General features: G+C 38.8%; 16 protein-coding genes. 2 read left to right on the forward strand and 14 right to left on the reverse strand.

Annotated elements, in window-relative coordinates:
• Window positions 1-42: 42 nt before the first annotated feature.
• From ACLHR0_RS05670 to ACLHR0_RS05695, 6 genes are all read right to left on the reverse strand, one after another.
• A complete protein-coding gene (locus ACLHR0_RS05670; RefSeq protein ID WP_429042478.1) occupies window positions 43-1,071 on the reverse strand; it encodes a glycosyl hydrolase family 18 protein in 1,029 nt (342 codons plus the stop codon).
• Between the two features lie 13 nt (window positions 1,072-1,084).
• Window positions 1,085-2,215 carry a DUF1972 domain-containing protein gene (locus ACLHR0_RS05675; RefSeq protein WP_429042480.1) on the reverse strand — a complete coding sequence of 377 codons (1,131 nt, stop codon included), beginning with the start codon at window positions 2,213-2,215 and terminating at the stop codon, window positions 1,085-1,087.
• A gap of 16 nt (window positions 2,216-2,231) precedes the next feature.
• Complete coding sequence (locus ACLHR0_RS05680; RefSeq protein WP_436485280.1) at window positions 2,232-3,404, reverse strand: hypothetical protein; 1,173 nt, start codon at window positions 3,402-3,404, stop codon at window positions 2,232-2,234.
• An 83-nt stretch (window positions 3,405-3,487) separates the two neighbouring features.
• The gene (locus ACLHR0_RS05685) at window positions 3,488-4,267 is read right to left on the reverse strand and encodes a glycosyltransferase family 2 protein (RefSeq protein WP_436485282.1); all 780 of its coding nucleotides are present in this window, start codon (window positions 4,265-4,267) and stop codon (window positions 3,488-3,490) included.
• 16 nt (window positions 4,268-4,283) lie between these two features.
• A complete protein-coding gene (locus tag ACLHR0_RS05690; protein ID WP_436485284.1) occupies window positions 4,284-5,150 on the reverse strand; it encodes a glycosyltransferase family 2 protein in 867 nt (288 codons plus the stop codon).
• Between the two features lie 111 nt (window positions 5,151-5,261).
• On the reverse strand, window positions 5,262-5,831 hold the full coding sequence (locus ACLHR0_RS05695; protein ID WP_429042490.1) for an acyltransferase: 570 nt from the start codon (window positions 5,829-5,831) through the stop codon (window positions 5,262-5,264).
• 467 nt (window positions 5,832-6,298) lie between these two features.
• On the opposite strand from ACLHR0_RS05695, the gene ACLHR0_RS05700 reads away from it, so the two are divergent.
• Window positions 6,299-7,030: a TylF/MycF/NovP-related O-methyltransferase gene (locus ACLHR0_RS05700; protein ID WP_436485287.1), complete on the forward strand. Its 732-nt coding sequence runs from the start codon at window positions 6,299-6,301 to the stop codon at window positions 7,028-7,030.
• 15 nt (window positions 7,031-7,045) lie between these two features.
• Window positions 7,046-7,744: a class I SAM-dependent methyltransferase gene (locus ACLHR0_RS05705; protein ID WP_370908550.1), complete on the forward strand. Its 699-nt coding sequence runs from the start codon at window positions 7,046-7,048 to the stop codon at window positions 7,742-7,744.
• 13 nt (window positions 7,745-7,757) lie between these two features.
• Here ACLHR0_RS05705 and ACLHR0_RS05710 read toward each other — a convergent pair whose 3' ends face one another.
• The 8 genes from ACLHR0_RS05710 to ACLHR0_RS05745 all read right to left on the reverse strand — a co-directional run bounded on the left by ACLHR0_RS05710 (window position 7,758) and on the right by ACLHR0_RS05745 (window position 16,520).
• Complete coding sequence (locus tag ACLHR0_RS05710) at window positions 7,758-9,005, reverse strand: glycosyltransferase family 4 protein (RefSeq protein WP_436485289.1); 1,248 nt, start codon at window positions 9,003-9,005, stop codon at window positions 7,758-7,760.
• Window positions 9,006-9,044: 39 nt separating this feature from the next.
• Window positions 9,045-10,856 (reverse strand): hypothetical protein, encoded by a 1,812-nt coding sequence (locus ACLHR0_RS05715; protein ID WP_436485291.1) that lies wholly within the window; start codon window positions 10,854-10,856, stop codon window positions 9,045-9,047.
• Between the two features lie 6 nt (window positions 10,857-10,862).
• Window positions 10,863-12,101: a hypothetical protein gene (locus ACLHR0_RS05720; protein WP_436485293.1), complete on the reverse strand. Its 1,239-nt coding sequence runs from the start codon at window positions 12,099-12,101 to the stop codon at window positions 10,863-10,865.
• A 333-nt stretch (window positions 12,102-12,434) separates the two neighbouring features.
• Complete coding sequence (locus tag ACLHR0_RS05725; RefSeq protein WP_436485294.1) at window positions 12,435-13,178, reverse strand: SDR family oxidoreductase; 744 nt, start codon at window positions 13,176-13,178, stop codon at window positions 12,435-12,437.
• On the reverse strand, window positions 13,156-14,091 hold the full coding sequence (locus ACLHR0_RS05730; RefSeq protein WP_436485296.1) for a Gfo/Idh/MocA family protein: 936 nt from the start codon (window positions 14,089-14,091) through the stop codon (window positions 13,156-13,158). The genes ACLHR0_RS05725 and ACLHR0_RS05730 overlap by 23 nt, the downstream gene beginning before the upstream one ends.
• Window positions 14,088-14,852, reverse strand: coding sequence for a cytidylyltransferase domain-containing protein (locus ACLHR0_RS05735; protein ID WP_429042510.1), 765 nt, complete (start codon window positions 14,850-14,852; stop codon window positions 14,088-14,090). The genes ACLHR0_RS05730 and ACLHR0_RS05735 overlap by 4 nt, the downstream gene beginning before the upstream one ends.
• Entirely contained in the window at window positions 14,803-15,846 is a 1,044-nt protein-coding gene (locus ACLHR0_RS05740) for a nucleotidyltransferase family protein (protein WP_429042513.1), read from the reverse strand. Before ACLHR0_RS05740 ends, ACLHR0_RS05735 begins: the two co-directional genes overlap by 50 nt.
• Window positions 15,846-16,520 (reverse strand): PIG-L deacetylase family protein, encoded by a 675-nt coding sequence (locus ACLHR0_RS05745; protein ID WP_370908558.1) that lies wholly within the window; start codon window positions 16,518-16,520, stop codon window positions 15,846-15,848. The genes ACLHR0_RS05740 and ACLHR0_RS05745 overlap by 1 nt, the downstream gene beginning before the upstream one ends.
• Between the last annotated feature and the right edge of the window lie 44 nt (window positions 16,521-16,564).

Below are 16,564 nucleotides of genomic sequence, written 5' to 3' on the forward strand. Positions count from 1 at the left end.
ATATTAATTCTCCGCAAAAATACTCACAAGATATGGTTATTGTTATTGAATAACCTTCATATTTTTACTTTTATTAATTTGTGAGCTTGGTTTACTTTTGGTCTCCTCTTTCATGGCCCTGATGAGTGAAGTTTTGTCATCGTCGGTGTCACCATTTATCTCCCATATCATAATCCCACCCACATTTCTCATGGCAAGATCAACTTTCTTCTTGATGGTGTTTATGCCATTATAATAGACTCCATTAAAAGAATCTGCGTTGGGATCAGCACCTTTACTTATCAGGTCTTTGTAATACGGCGGCACTACCTTAGGGTTACGGCCGTAAGTAGGTAAACCTAGATTCGCCTTCTCCCGGGGAAGCTTGCGGTCAATAATCCAATAGTTCAGGCAATTTACAGCGAAATCATAGCTTGAGTGCGAAGCTTGTTCCATATCATCGTAAGCCATAATATTAAAATAGTCTACCACCGGATATAGTTCATCTGGCGCTAAAGCGCCCCACTTAGGCTTACCTGATACAGCCATGGTTAATAATTTCCCTTTCTGGTGAAGCCTCACAGAAAACTTTTTAGCTAACTGTACCAACTTCTGAGGCTCATCTGAATTAAATTTTGGATATTCCCAGTCTAAATCGATACCATCCAGTTGATATTTGTCCACGATAGCCATTACATTATCAACAAACTTATCCATCAGCGCGTCACTTTCGGCAATCTTTGAGAATGTCTTATCTGTGTATTGTCCGCCAAGCGCCGCAATTACTTTCACTTTTTTAGGCCTTGCATTGGCTACAATATCATATAGCTTGTCATAGGTCTTATCATTGGCAATTGTACCATCTGGCATTGGCTTTAGGAAAGCAAAATTTACGCAGGTAATGTTATCATACTTAATTTTTGTTACCGGTCCCCAATTTGAGAAATACCCAATGATTCTAAACGGGGCAGTAGCCGCAGACTTAGTAGTTTGGGTTATTTTCTTTTTCTTTTTTGTTCTTTGGCCTGAAACAGGAATGGCGACTATCGCACTCATCAAAAGCAGGAGCAGCTGAAAAGATCTAATTTTCATATGATTCATTTTTCTAACTTTTACGCCGGGAAAAAGTTTTTCTATTTCCCGCTATTACATCAGCAAAAACTTCTTCATGAAGCTTAATAACACGTTTCCAATTATAATAGTTGTTAATCTTGCTATTATTACCCGACAGAAAACCATCTTTATTTTTTGCAGCGAGCATATCTACTTCTGAAATACATACTGCAAGCTCACGGCTATTAGTAAAATAAAGCGCGTTTGCGCCCAATACCCCTCTGTTAAAGTTATTACCATGCGCAAAAATAAAAGCATTTGAAGCCATTGCTTCTAATAATGAAGGATTGGTTCCTCCCACGGTATGCCCATGCAGATAGGCCTTACAATAACACCTGAGCGAATCCAGCTTTTGTTTATCATATACCCCTCCGAGAAATCTTATATTCTTATTTTTATATTTTTCTTTCAGATAATTTCCATATTTGTTCTGATGGTTTCCGATAACAATAAATGGAGAAGAATGCCCTGATTCAAGGTATCCATCCAATATCATAGCAATACTGTTTTCAGGCTCGAGCCTGGCAACCAGAAGGAAGTATTCATTAGCTTTGAGATCATACTCTGTCAACAGTTTCTCCTCAAAATCATAAACTGCATCTGCACCGTATGGCAAATAAATCGTATCCGTATTATGAAACTCCTTATAATATTGCTGAATTCCCAGATTATCGGAAATCAGGTAATGAGATTTTTTTATAGCCAACGTCTCAAAATACCGCATCAGCCGGCGGGTAATAAAATTCCATTTAGAACGCTTCCATTCCAGTCCATCCATATTGGTTAACACCGGAATTTTACTGTTCTTCAGTAGAAAGTAAGATGGAGATGCCGTACCATATCCTGCCTCATAAATGAGATCAAAGTCTTTTGTCAGCGCATGCTTAAGGGATCTGTAATCATAAATAAAGTTCCCAACAGCTCCGATACTCTGCTCGGGGCTTTTCACTTTCTCAATCTTTACCCCTTTAAAAGTATCTTCCTGATAACCATGAAAATGCGGATTATATACAGTTACATCGTGTCCTAACTCAACAAGGCCCACAGAAATATACTCGGCAAACTGTTCAAATCCTCCGTAATTATTGGGAATCCCCCTTGTGCCTAATATGGCTATTTTCATCTTACTCTACTATTTATCATTTCTTAATTTTAAAATCATTAATCGCGGCTAATAAATACACCACTGGCAGTGCACTCACAATATTGTTAATCCCTACCTTAAAGACAGGGTAATGCGACAACGTAAAAATGAAATAAACAAAAATGATTAAACCCAGAAAATATTTTTTATTCCTATTAAAAAGCAACACAATTAAAGGTGACAAATATAAAAGAAGTCCCGCCAATCCGATGAAGTACATAGTAGTGATCAGATATACTTCTGAATAGATTTTTTCAACAAGTCCCGGGTTTCCCCCCAGAAAAAAAACCAGCGTATAGTCATTAAACAAACGGATAGGGTTGTGATAAATATGCTCCACCAAAATATCCATATCATGCGTGAAGATCATTACAACCATATTTACTATCATTTCATTAAAAAACAACATGACCGCAATACTGAGCACAATCAATGCCAGAAAAAAATTAATAGCGGCTTTAACATTGGTTCTCATCAATATAATAAGCCACATCAGCAGCATGATAAGATAGGCAGTTTTTACTCCCGACAGTAAGATAGACACAACGATCAGGGCAATCTTCCATCCCTTCATTTTAACGGGGAATTTCTCTATCTGCAGGATAATAAGTGTGGCAAGAGGGATATAAAACTGGCTGTGCGTATCCAGAAAATACCCTGCATGCCTCAAAAAACCATTAGTTCCTTCCATATCCAGGTAATCAGCGAGATTCTGGTTCAGTATTTCCAGGTATGATTTTACAGCCGCATAATTACCCAATATCGTATTGAAGAAAAAGTGAATAATATTTACTGCTGCTATAAAAAGTCCTGCACTGATAATCCACCTGAGCAAAACTTCCATTCTACCGGTTCTGTAAAACGTGAAATAGCAGGCATAACCGAGATACCAGTAAAAATAAAAATTAGAAATTGTTCTCAGGCCTTCCAGTGCACCATCGGCAACTCCTAAAGCTGCAATATGACCGAGCACTGTAACCGCCTGCAATAACAAAAAGCCAATGAAGTGAGTATAAATTGCGGGACTCGCCGCTCTTGAAATGCAAATAAATGTAAATACAAGAACGGATACCGAAATAAGAAAATATGCCCCGAACGGGTTTAAAAATTTGCCCAGATAAATAAATACTAAAAGACAGATGACCGGCAGTAATAATTGAAAAGTCAATAAAGAGAGCAGGATCTTTTCCCGGAGCTTTTGCTTCGACCACACTATTCCGCCAGAGAGCTCCTTATTGATCTGTATTGTATTCATTTACCGATTACTTTTTTTACCCGCAACTTTGCAAGATCCTTAACTGCTCTAAAAAACACCCTCATCAATATCCAGTTGGTATACTTGAAATCAACTACCAGTCTGGATACGACATAATTGGCTTTCAGAATTGAAATAAATTCATTTTTATGTATCAGCGAGTTGGCTGTTACCCTGTATTTGACTAATGGCTCCGTAATGATCCTGACTTTATATCCTTTAAAAAACAAAGTTAGCCAGAGATAATAATCTTCTACACTGATAAGCCTTTTCTCTTCTTCAAATACAACATCCGGCGTTTTTCGTACCATTACCGATGAGGTACAGATTTTATTATGCAGCAACATCTCCTCAAGTGTAGGTAATGCCGGCAACTTTGGAGACCAGGTTTTTACACGATCTCCGAAAAAGAAAATGTTAGTAGACACCAGGTCCACATTCTCTGTAGTAATTACCTGATACTGGCGTTCCAGTTTATCGCTAAGCCAAATGTCGTCTGCATCTAAAAAAGCCAGATAACTGCCGGCTGACGCTCTGATTCCCATGTTACGCGGTCCGGCGGGGCCTCCAAAGTTCTGTGCAGGTTTAAAGTACTTAATCCTGTTATCCTTTTCCACGTATGCCCTGATAATTGATGCGCTATTATCAGTAGAACAATCATCCACTAATAACAATTCCCAGTTAGTATATGTTTGTTGCAATACTGAATCAATAGTATCAGCAATATATGCCTCCGCGTTATAAACAGGTACGATGACTGAAATTAGATGCTGCATACTTTTAACTTACTTGTTACTGGCGTTTTATTCTAGCCACTAATTTAGCCGGATTAAGGCTAATTGCCAGGAAAAGATACCACATCCGTTTCAAAAGATTTTTCTGAAAGAGAAACCTGCGATAAAATTTCAGATGATAATATGTAAGCTTTGATCTCAACGGCCCATAGCTGGTGTGAAACAATTCATTACAAATAGCATAAGGTTCGCGGATTGCTTTGTATTTAAGGTCGTTAGAAACGCTTCCTGCGTGTATGCGAACAAATGTAAGTGGCGCTGTCAGGTTTTGCATAACAGCACCATCCGCAATCATCCTGGCAAAGATAGCATAATCCTCGGCAGGGACATATTCCTGTTGATAACCATATTTTTGGAAAAGCGCCGTTTTACCCATTACGGTTCCATGCAATACTCCATGCATAGCAGTATGGTAGCGTTTTTTTATTTCTTCGTAAGTAGCTGGAAAGTTGGTTTTGAAAATAATTTTACCTGTATCACTATCAAAATAAGCAGCATTGCTACCCACCACATCCAGTTCCCGGTTACGCTCCAACAACTCATATTGTAACCTGATGCGATCTTCGTGTACGAAATCATCCGGATCAAGCCTTAAGATATAATCACCAGAGGCTATTTTTAATCCTGCATTAAGTGCATTGGCAAAACCCTGGTTTTTGTTCAGGAATACCGGTTTTAGTATCTTAGTTTCTTCTGCAATTTCTGTCAGGATCCTTACAGAATCATCTTTAGATCCATCGTCAACTACTATGATCTCCCTCGGTAGCAACGAGGAGTTCATCAATGAGTCAATAAACTGACGGAGATATTTTCCATTATTGTAATTAGCCGATACTACTGATATATTCGCCTGCTGACGGTTCATAAAAATATTTGGATTAACCAATTATAAAAGGCCGGAAAGCCCTGTGCCCCTGGCACAAACTGCTGATATCCAATCGATAATGGCAAAAGGCCTTGAAAACCGTTCTGTACCTCAGCTTTTCTTAGCTGCATCTTCCAGCGATTTTATTACTTTGGCAGGAATTCCCCCGGCAACCACTCTATCGGGTACAGATCTGGTTACAACTGATCCGGCCCCAATCACGCTGTTTTCCCCGACAGTTACCCCGGGAAGAATAATTGCATTAGCTCCTATCCAACATCCTTTTTTCAGCACTACAGGCCTGGACGGATAATGTCCCTGGTAATAAATTGGTATTTCAGGATTGTCAAAATTATGATTTGTTACATAAATATGAACACCACTCCCTATCAGCACATCATCTTCAATAGTGATACTAACGTCAAGATTGGCAGACGCCCCATGTAAGTGTGAACATGGCCGGATAACCACCCGCTTCCCTATCGATATCTGTGAACAACCCACAGCATATGCTCCGGCCCGGAACTGGGCGGTTTTATCAAAATGATAAAACTTTTTCTGGCAAAGTTTCAACATGGTCGACTGAAAATGTAGCTTCCAATGTGTAGAAGGTATGTCAGGCCCTATCCTGTCGGCTAGCCTCCAAAATTTCAGTTTATCGCTCAATTCTTTGATGAACATGATAAATATCTAAGCGTGCTTGTTTTGATGATTTTAAAGCTTGACGTCCTTCCCATACCTTGTGCAACTAGTCCGGCAACTATACTGAGAATTCCGGATTCCGTTCCTTAAAAGGAAACAAGTCAGGGTGAAATTGTTTACAATTAATAAAACGCTCTCAGCAGAGACAAAATACCTTGCTAGCGCAAGTTTACAGCAAAAAACAGGGATAAACAAGAAGAGATCATTTTTTTTCAATATCTTTAAATCTTATGAAAACGATATCTCTGTATATTATATCGTTGAGGTTCCCGTCGAAAGGATGAGCAACGTCTGCCAAAGATAATTAGATGCCCGGAAATCGAGATGTGCTGACAAATATAGGCCATTGCATTTATACAACTATTTTAATAAGCATATAGTACATAAAACCGGTTTAAAGCCAATTTATGTTTCATTATTTCAGCATATAATATTTGTTTACGACTATGATAAAGAAAATCTATCGAAAAATTATCAACCGTCTTGATTCTTCACCGAAGTTTCCAGCAGATTTTGAAGCTGAGCACCAACGTATCTGCGCCAAGGTTGCCCCATTTACAATGACCAGCCAGGAAAGGGTTTTTAGCCTTATTGAAGCAGTAAAGTATATACATAAATATAAAATTCAGGGGGATATTGTGGAGTGTGGTGTCTGGAAAGGTGGCAGTATGTTGGCTATTGCTGAGACACTGAAGGCCGTAAATGATACCGACAGGGAATTGTTTCTGTACGATACGTTTGAAGGAATGTCTGCCCCCTCAGCCGAAGACGAAACCTTTAATGGAGAAGATGCCTCTGACCTTTTGCAACAGGATCAGGCGAAAAAAGGACTTATATGGGCTTACTCTGCATTGGACACCGTAAAGCAAACTATGGGCCTGAGCCAATACAACCCTGAAAAAATAAACTATATAGCCGGAAAGGTAGAAGACACTATTCCTGCCAGGATGCCTCAAAAAATTGCCTTACTCCGGTTGGATACAGATTGGTATGAATCAACCAAGCATGAATTAATTCACCTTTTCCCTCTTCTTCAAAGAGGGGGAATTCTTATTATTGACGACTACGGCTTTTGGAAGGGCGCCAGAAAAGCTGTAGACGAGTATTTCGATGAATATCAATTTCCTGTTTTCCTGAGTCGTATTGATGATACCGGAAGAATCGCCATTAAGCAATAATAACTTCGCTATATTATGTCTGCTGATAAAGTACCGTATAATTTTAATCCGGATATCCGTTACCCTATTTATCTTGTCCGTAATGGCATCCTAAAGGCTGTAAAGAAATACTGCCCGCAATTGAAAGGCACCTTAATGGATTTTGGTTGCGGATCCAAACCATATCGAAGCTTATTCGATGTAAAAGAATATGTTGGTGTTGACCTGTACAACCCCGCACACTTGCATGATGACGAGCCGGTAGACGTATTCTATGACGGGAAAACCATTCCTTTTCCTGATGAGCATTTTGATGCAGTGTTCAGTAGTGAGGTTTTTGAACATGTTTTCAACCTGGATGATATACTTAAAGAGATTAACCGGGTGATGAAAAAAGGTGGAAAAATGCTGATCACCTGTCCTTTTGCCTTCCCCGAACACGAAGAGCCTTATGACTATGCCCGTTACACTGTTTTCGCACTAAAGGAGCTGCTGGGTAAACATGGTTTTAATGTGTTATCTATTGAGAAAACCGGTGACAGTATTCAGGCCATCATGCAACTTCAGATTATCCATATGGTTTCCTACAAATCCAGGATAAGAATCATCAATGGTATCTACTGGAGGGTGGTGGTTATCTGGATGAATCTTTCTGCCCTGCTGCTCAGTAAGATCCTGCCTAAGCGGAAAACCCTATATCTGAACAACATTGTTTTATGCGAAAAAAACGGCTAACCGCCGGTAAAGTTTAAATTGATCGAAAAACTTCCAGATAACGTTTCATTATCAGACGATTGCTGAATTTTTCGAAATATCGCTCCCGACTGCTACGCCCCATGGTTGCTATTTTTTCTTTGTCCAACATCTTTTGAATAGCATTTACCAATTCGTCCGGAGCATCGGGAGCAACAACATAGCCAGTCACCCCGTTATCAATTTGCTCCGGGATACCGGCTACCCTTGAGCCAACTACTGGTTTACCCATCATCATTGCTTCTATGATGACATATGGGAAGTCCTCATTGGCAATTGAAGGCGTTATGAATATATCCATATCCCTCACATACTCCATTACATTTGGCCTGAAGCCCGGCAAAATAACGACATCATCCAGATTATAATCCTTTATGAGCTTCTCGAGTGCTGACCTTTCCTCTCCTTCACCAAATATTACCAGCTTATACCTGGCCAATGGTTGTTTTTGTCTTAACATGGCCACTGCTGTAATTAAGACGTGATAGCCTTTTCTACGGGTCAACAGCCCCACGGCCCCCATTACGATACTATCATCATCAACACCAAACTCACGCCTTAAAATCCCTGATCCGGCTATACTCGTTTCTTCTGTCTGGGTTAATAAAGTATTGGGAATATTGAAGCACTTTTGCTGATCAAAATTCCTGGCCTCAGCCAGCCGGTCACTCGCAGCTTTTGAAGCCGTTATAAAGTAACTGACATACTTGTTAATATATCTGTCCTTCCATTTATCCCAAATATTCTTTTGCGGATATGCCATATTATTGACTACAAAAAGCACACTTCTGATCCCTGCCATCCTGGCGGCAATTGCAGCTATCCTGCATGTTTCAGCTGCGGGATACCCCCCATTATTGATCAATAATATATCAGGCCGTTCCCTTTTGAAAAGCCTGAATAACACTAGGCCGTTATACAACTGAAGAAGCCCTATCTTATTAAAAACCAGTCCTAATGTATATAACACCCTCGTATAAACGCGCTTTGCCTTTCCTTTTATTTCTCCGGATTGCAATGGATGTCCCCATTGCGGATACGGATTGATAAGTTTTTTTACTGACTTTACATTTTCGGCTCCGCCAAACTTTCTTTTGATCCCCTTCTCGTATTCCTTATTATAGGCATAATAGAAATTCAACAAGAACTCCTCCTGGATTTCTTCTGAGCGCAAAATGTTTTCAATGACATTTTCACTTCCACTATAAACAAAACAATCACTGTAAATCAGAACTTTTCTCATTGGAATACTTCTTCTGTGTTAAATAGTCAGGTGAACAGATTAGTTATTTTCCTTTCTGTTCTTACTCAAAAATCTGTTGATAAACTGAAGATTTCTGTCAAGGTTTTTTCCATCAAGCTTACCAATATATTTCTCAAGAACTGATTTCTTAAGAAAAACATCATAAATCGGGTCTTTTTTATAGAACGCAATGATCTTCTCTTTAAGGGACGTTTTATCAAACGCCGTTACAAGTTCTGATTTACCATCAAATGGTTTGTTGATGATATGCTGGTCTTTCTTATAGTACAATGCTGGTATTCCGAGAATAGATGCCTCAAACAATGTTTGTGAATAAAAAGAAAGATAAAAGTCAGCTTCTGCTATTACCTCTTTAAATGGTTTTTGCTGTTCAATCCGCACTTTCATATGTGGGAAGTACTCATCCAAAAAACGACTATACTGTGAAGCATAGCCATTCTCCCTGACTTTCAACACAATACTATGTTTGTAGCCCTCCCCTTCAAGATCCGATAAAACTTCCAGTAAATCATATAGGAAGTCAAATTCGTAGGCTAAATAGGAGTTCATATCAATAAGATTATAACCTCCCGCACCAATAATAATAACAGGATTCTCCCTGTCAATAACCTTAGGCTGCTGATTGCTATAATGGTCCATTCTCGGGTCGCCAAGACAGATTGCATTATCCATTCCTCCAAAGTAATCTTCCTTAATCGCCTCACTATAACTATTTACCCAATCGACTCTTCTCGCATCATAGGAAAAGTTATTCACCAACAAGCCATTGATGATCATATAAACCGGGATACCTTTCAACTTACAATAATTGATAATCAGGTTATTCTCAAGCCACAGCTCTGTTACAGGTACCATTAGCCGCACATCTTGCGGACCAAAATAATTCTCAATATCCTCAATCCGCGAAAAAGCACTTTGCAGAAGTTTGGGCAATTTGGGAACAATCAATTCCAGCAAATTGGCGCCTATATCAAAGCCATCAATTTTCCAGTCGTAAAATGACCTGTTTTTGAAAGCGGTCAGGCTGGATTCTATTATATCAGCGGGTATTGTTCTGTTACGGTAAAATACCCTCCGTTCTTTTAACGCGTTAACCGGGCTCGAATAATTTGCCATGATGACTTTGACATCACGATTCTTTTTTAATTCATCAATGATAGGAAAAGTTGGATAATAATTTTGCAGGTAAATGGCGGGAGCGTCGTTTCTCATTAAGGTTTCTCTTACCCTGCCTATATACTCGAATAGGCCTACCCCCCAACGCTTTATTTTTTTTACAAATGTGTCCGTTTTCATTTTCTCCTCCATCCAGGCAGATATCGGGAAATAATAAGCGGGCACTTCGCTGCCATCCACTTCTTCTATAAATCTTGCCGCGGGGAAAAGTATCTTCACCCACTTTTTGATTACTTCATCCGTTACCGCACAAATGATTTCCCTGCATGATACAACCTTGACTGCACTCAAATAAATAAAGAAGTGAAAGTTATAGGTCACATCATTAAGTATGTTTAAAAGATAAGCGCTTCCAACCGGCACTCCTTTATAAACAATAATGTCATTTCCATCTTTGTCGAGATACCACTTATTCAGAAAATGATGCAATTCATAGTTTCTCTCTTCAAGGTAATTTCTGTCAAGTATATTATCTAAATAAAAAACTTCTATTTTTTCCTTTTCCAGCATTTTCATCAAGCCCAGATCTATTACCAACACGAGATCTGTTTCTTCATTAAACAATGGTTTACAAGAATTCCAGTGGTTCCTGTCTTCCACAATAAAGACCCTGTTAAAATCCCTTTCAGGAATACCAACAAATGCACGTTCCATTTAGTCCTATTTAAAAAAAAGTTTTGGTTTTAGCTGGCTTATCATTTCTAATACATACTTTCTGAAAATACGGGAACAGATGTAATATAAAAATAATCCCATCAGACAAATAGTACCAATGATAAGTAAATACCAGAACAGGTTTAACCTGTTATGTCCTATCGGTATGTACGATTTAACAAATATACATGATATTATTACCGCCAGAGCTGGTAAAACTGCCGGTAATAATACGGTTCTTATTGTATCCTTCACATTGAATTGTAATAATTTACAACTCATAAAAAAATACGCCAGCGCCGACAAAACAAACGACAACAACTTGAATATCGCAAAGGAAGTAAGTCCCCAGAATGAATAGGTAACGGCGATACCAACCCAGAAAATAACTGGCAACATAGCACTTGTAACATATATCATCTTCACCTTTTCATACGCCATAATGAGGATACCCGCCGGAGACGAGATAAAACTTAAACTATAACAAAGTATCAGCAATTGTGTGATAAATACAGAGGAAGCATAGCCATGTCCTACCCAGTTAATAACTAACGCCTCAGAAGTGATGGAAAGGCAAATAACGGGAAAAAGCGTTAATGGTAGGGTTATTACCAGGACATTCACAAAAACCCGCTTCAGCCCCTCAATATCGTTGGCTCCGAGATAGTGATTAAATCTTGCTGTAAATGGCGAAAACAAGATCCCATACAACGACCTGATATAGGTCAGCATAGTAAGACCAATTGCATACACCGCCACCGCATCCGCGCCTATCATTTTCCCAATTACAAAAGGATCAAGCTGATAATAAAGTATCCAGCAGACTGTGAGAAAAACAGAGCTAAAGGCTAGCTTCTTTGTTTTATCAAATAACTCCCTGGAATATTTAAACGAGCGAAGTAAAAAAAACAGATCATAATTCAGTCGCTTTTTCACCTGCCACAATCCGGCTATCATTGCTACCGCATTACATATTTGGGTAAATAGAAAATACCCCACCAGCGAATATTCTCCTCTTCCAAAGAAATAAAAAGTAGACAATATTTTGCACAAATTGGATACTATCAGCAGGCGCTGAAAATGATAATCCTCCATTCTTACCGAAAAAATGACCTGCAACATACGCTGCAGGATAAAGGTTGGAGAAAACAAAGCCAATAAAACCAGTAAGGTACTGGCAGTTTTTGTTTCATCAGGTTTCAGACCATTAACAATTAAATCAGGACGAAAAGAAATGCCCAGCATAATAACCAGGAATAATCCCACAAATACGGTGAAGATAAATGCAACAAATCCCACAATCTTTATTTCTCCTTTCCTGTCGTTTCTGGCGTATGATTCACTTGCATATTTTAACCCGGCGGAAATGAAGCCAAAATCCGCGTAAGACAGGAAAATGTTCAATGAAACTATAATGGTATAGATACCAAATAACGATTTATTTGAAGACAAAAAAGGTGTTACTACGAATAAAGTTCCGAAATTCAGCAGGATAGAAATAAACTGCCACAAATATATTTTGATGTACTTACCCAACATTACGCGGATCGTTTGAATTACGTTTTTAGTATTAGGTCATTAAATGACAGTCCACCCGCCATCAACAACCAGATTATGCCCCGTGATATATACGGCATCATCACTTAGCAAAAATCCAACAGAAGGCGAAATATCTGCAGGTGTGCCAAGTCTTCTTAGAGGAACTTTATGTTCATATTGTTCAATGAATTTCTCTGGCTGATGATTAAATATGCCGCCCGGGGAAATACAGTTTACCCTAACATTATGAGGACCATAAAAGGCTGCAAGATATCTGGTAAAATTAATGACTCCACCTTTTATAGCTGCATATGCAGAAGGGTTTATTATTGGTGTTCCTTCATATATGGTAAAATCCGGTCCGGTAATACCATAAATAGATGCAACATTTACCAGGGAGCCCTTTTTTTGCTTCATCATCTGATTCAGTACAATCTGGCAGCATTTTACGTAGCCTACTAAATGCCAGTTAACATTCTTCTCAAACGATTCCATTGATTCCTCGTTAAAAGGAAGTCTACCCCAATCGTCGGTTCTTGGATAAGCATTATTCACCCATCCATCAATAGCGCCAAACCTGTCCAGAATTATCTGCAAAGCCTGTTTGATGGAATGCTCATCTGTCACGTCAGCGCACAGGTTAAAGTCATCTTCAGTGGTAATTACCTTATCAATAGCAATTACCTTTGCACCATGGCCACGCAGATATGTAACAAAATTGCTGCCCAATTGCCCGTTTCCTCCTGTAACAGCAATCACCTTATCTTTTAACTTGCTCATCATTCAAACAAATTTTTAAAACATTAAAAGCAGATTGGATATCATTCATTATATAACCGTTATCCTCTTTTATAGCTGAAATGAAATACTTCATCTGTTCTTTATATGTATATAGTGGATCTATGTCTGATGAAAATATCAATTCCTCATTACACCAGACCTTTTGCTTTATCAAATCTATAGAAACAGTATTGTCTTCAAATAATATTTCACAGGTCCTTTTTGTATCTCTTCTATAATAATTCAGTACAATATTAACGGTGAATTGCTCATACTGAAGGAGATAATTAGCGTAATCAACGGCATCGATATTCAATGAAGAAGTGCTTCTAAGGGTAGCGGCTGATGAATTAGGTGTTCCCCAAAGCCAGGTCACATAGTCGAGTTCATGGATCAGGTCAAGATGTACTCCGCCTCCCATTTTTTCATTTGCGCTGTAAACCTGTCTGTAATCAATTCCCGGCCTCCAGTCTGGTAAATACGAACCAGCATAGATGTTCACTTCGTTTATCCGTTGACTCTTTTGGCGGAGCAGATCTTTAATAAATACAATACATGGATGGAATCGCAGATTGCAGGCTATATAAGTTTTTACTTTACTACTAATGATCTGGTCAACCAACTGCTGCCCACCGTCAAGTGTATGAAAAAGTGGTTTTTCAATAAAAAGCGGAATGTTGTAATCCAGTAATTTGCGGAGCGTATCGTAATGAGAAAAAGTAGGGTTGGAAACTATAACAAAATCGAAAGAGACTCCCGCCTCCCCGATAGAAGAAATATTGGTAATGTTAGGAACTTGATTGGGTAACGCGCTACTACGAAGGGCATATAACGAAATTTCACCGCTACTGATGTTTGTTAATGCCTGAATATGCTTTTGAGCAATTGATCCGAGGCCAATGATCAGTACTTTCATAATATGAAATCCAGTTTATTATTGACCAACAAGTATTCCATAAAGTCAAAGTCAACCTCATCATCAAGATCAAAGCACATATGAGGAATTTCATATACAAGCGATCTATTCGTAACAGCCGTATGAAACCCGCCATCAAAAAATCTTCTCTTATAGATATAGAATGAAGCGTTCATGTCGTAAACCTTGGGTGCTGACTGCCTCGTTACAAATTCTCCCTTTTTTGCCAGTTCAAAATACCCGTTTTTATTCGCTTCTACCATGTTGAAATACGGATTCCGTTTAGCTGGACTAACAGAAAAAATATTCACTGCTTCCTCATCAGCCGTCAGCATCCGCAGCGCTATGTCGAGATCGTTGGCTGTTCTGAAAGGAGAAGTTATATCAAGATCAATCAGATAGTCAAATGTTACTCCCCTTTTCTTCTCCTCAAAATGCATCAAATCGATAATCACCGGCATTTTACCAATAGTATCTGTTGCAAGTTCAGCGCTCCTTTTATAATCGGTAGCCAGTCCGAAACCCGCCGCGGTGCTAATAATCTCCTCCGAGTCCGTAGAAAGAGCTATTACACAGTTCTTTGTTGATGCAAAATTCTTCGCCATCTCAATGGTATAACCGATCAAGGGTTTACCTGCCATGGAACGTATATTCTTTCCTGGTATTCCTTTGGACCCTCCCCTGGCACATATGGTAATTAATATACTCATTTTAGAATTTGATATGTTTAATGTCATTCTGGGCCTTCTCAAAATCCTCATGTCTTCCTATATCCAACCAATAGCCAAGAATTGGATAATGAACCACTTTCCGTTTTTTTGAAATCAGCATTTCCATAAAATCGGTAGCATTATAGAAAGAACCTACTGGCAGGAACTCAAGCAGGCTTCTTTTAAATAGATAGATTCCCCCATTCGAGTAATAGCTGTAGGTAGGCTTTTCATCAAATGAAATTACCTGGCCATTATCTATTTCTAATACGGCATAAGGAACTTTCACCTGGTATGGAATGCTCGCCACCATTAAATCTGCGTCGGCATCAATAAACGATTTGTAAAAATCAGCAAAATCAATGTTGGTCAGAATGTCAGAGTTCATTAATAAAATATTCTCTGTATTGAACGACTCGACCAGGCTTAGCGCCCCAAAGGTGCCTAAAGGAACATCTTCCTCAACATATTGAATATTCACATCTTTGGAAGAGCCATCATTGAAATACTCTTTTATCTGATCACCCAGATACCTGATACTTATGATGATACGGTTTATTCCGTAACTGGCTAATCTGTCTATATTGTGTTCAATAATAGGTTTATTCCCAACTTTCAACAACGGCTTGGGACATTTGTCTGTCAGCGGGATCAAACGTTCTCCTCTTCCCCCTGCCATCAATACAGTATCCAGCGGCAACAACGATGACTTAATACGCAGGTTCAGAATGTCAATAATCCTACGGCTGTTATCTATTATCGGGATTATTTTTAAATTCTTTTTTGCGAATATTTCCAGTTGATCAATAGAATAGTTATCCTTATAAATGAATATAGGATCTGGTTGGATATACTCCATTATGGGAGTATCAAATGTAAGGCCCTTGATAAATCCTCTCCTGATGTCACCATCAGTAAGTGATCCGATCAGTCTATTGCTATCATCTACGACAAACAGTACAGCATCAATCGCCAATAAATTCAGTTTATTAAGCGCATCTTTAATACTGGCATTCCCTGATATAAGATGTTTAGTAAATTCCATTAGACCTTATCAATAAATTTGATCAATTGAAAAGCTTCCGCGTATCTTACACCCACACTCGCACCCCGGAAATGCGCTAGTGCTCTGATATTTTCCAGACTTCTGGGAAACGGATGTTCTCCTAATTCTGATTCATATATTTCCATTATGGAGAGTTTATCTTCTATAAATGCAGAAATATCCACATAATAATTAGGCATAAATACTTTCTCTGGCAAGGCAGGTGCAAACTCTGTTTCCGAGAGACACTCATACATTAGCACTCTTTTGATTCCGGGATACCGGAATGATTTAGTACATGCCACAACCGCGTCAAAAACAACCCTGTGATCACTATGTGCATCCGACCGATTCATAACATATACATATTCCGGGTCCACCTGTTTAAAAATATCTGAGATCTTCGGAACCATTTCTATTAGCGAGGCGCCATGTAAATGCATTGTAGGATAGTCGAGTTGAAAGGTCTCTTTTATCCCCAATAAGCTGGCAACTTTTTCAATCTCCTGTTGACGGCTATGAATTCTTTCCTGACTAAATCCATACTCTTCAAACAGTTTGGTAACAATCAGCCAAAAAATGTTATCGCCATTCTTCGTATGCTTCAGTAATGTACCTCCAGCACCTATTACCTCGTCATCAGGATGTGCAGATATAATAATAATATTTGCCATAATACTATAGATATTAAAATATAACCAATTGGCTATATCAGATA

It is taken from the genome of Chitinophaga sp. ARDCPP14 (genome assembly GCF_051362515.1).
In the GTDB taxonomy this organism is placed as follows: Bacteria; Bacteroidota; Bacteroidia; order Chitinophagales; family Chitinophagaceae; genus Chitinophaga.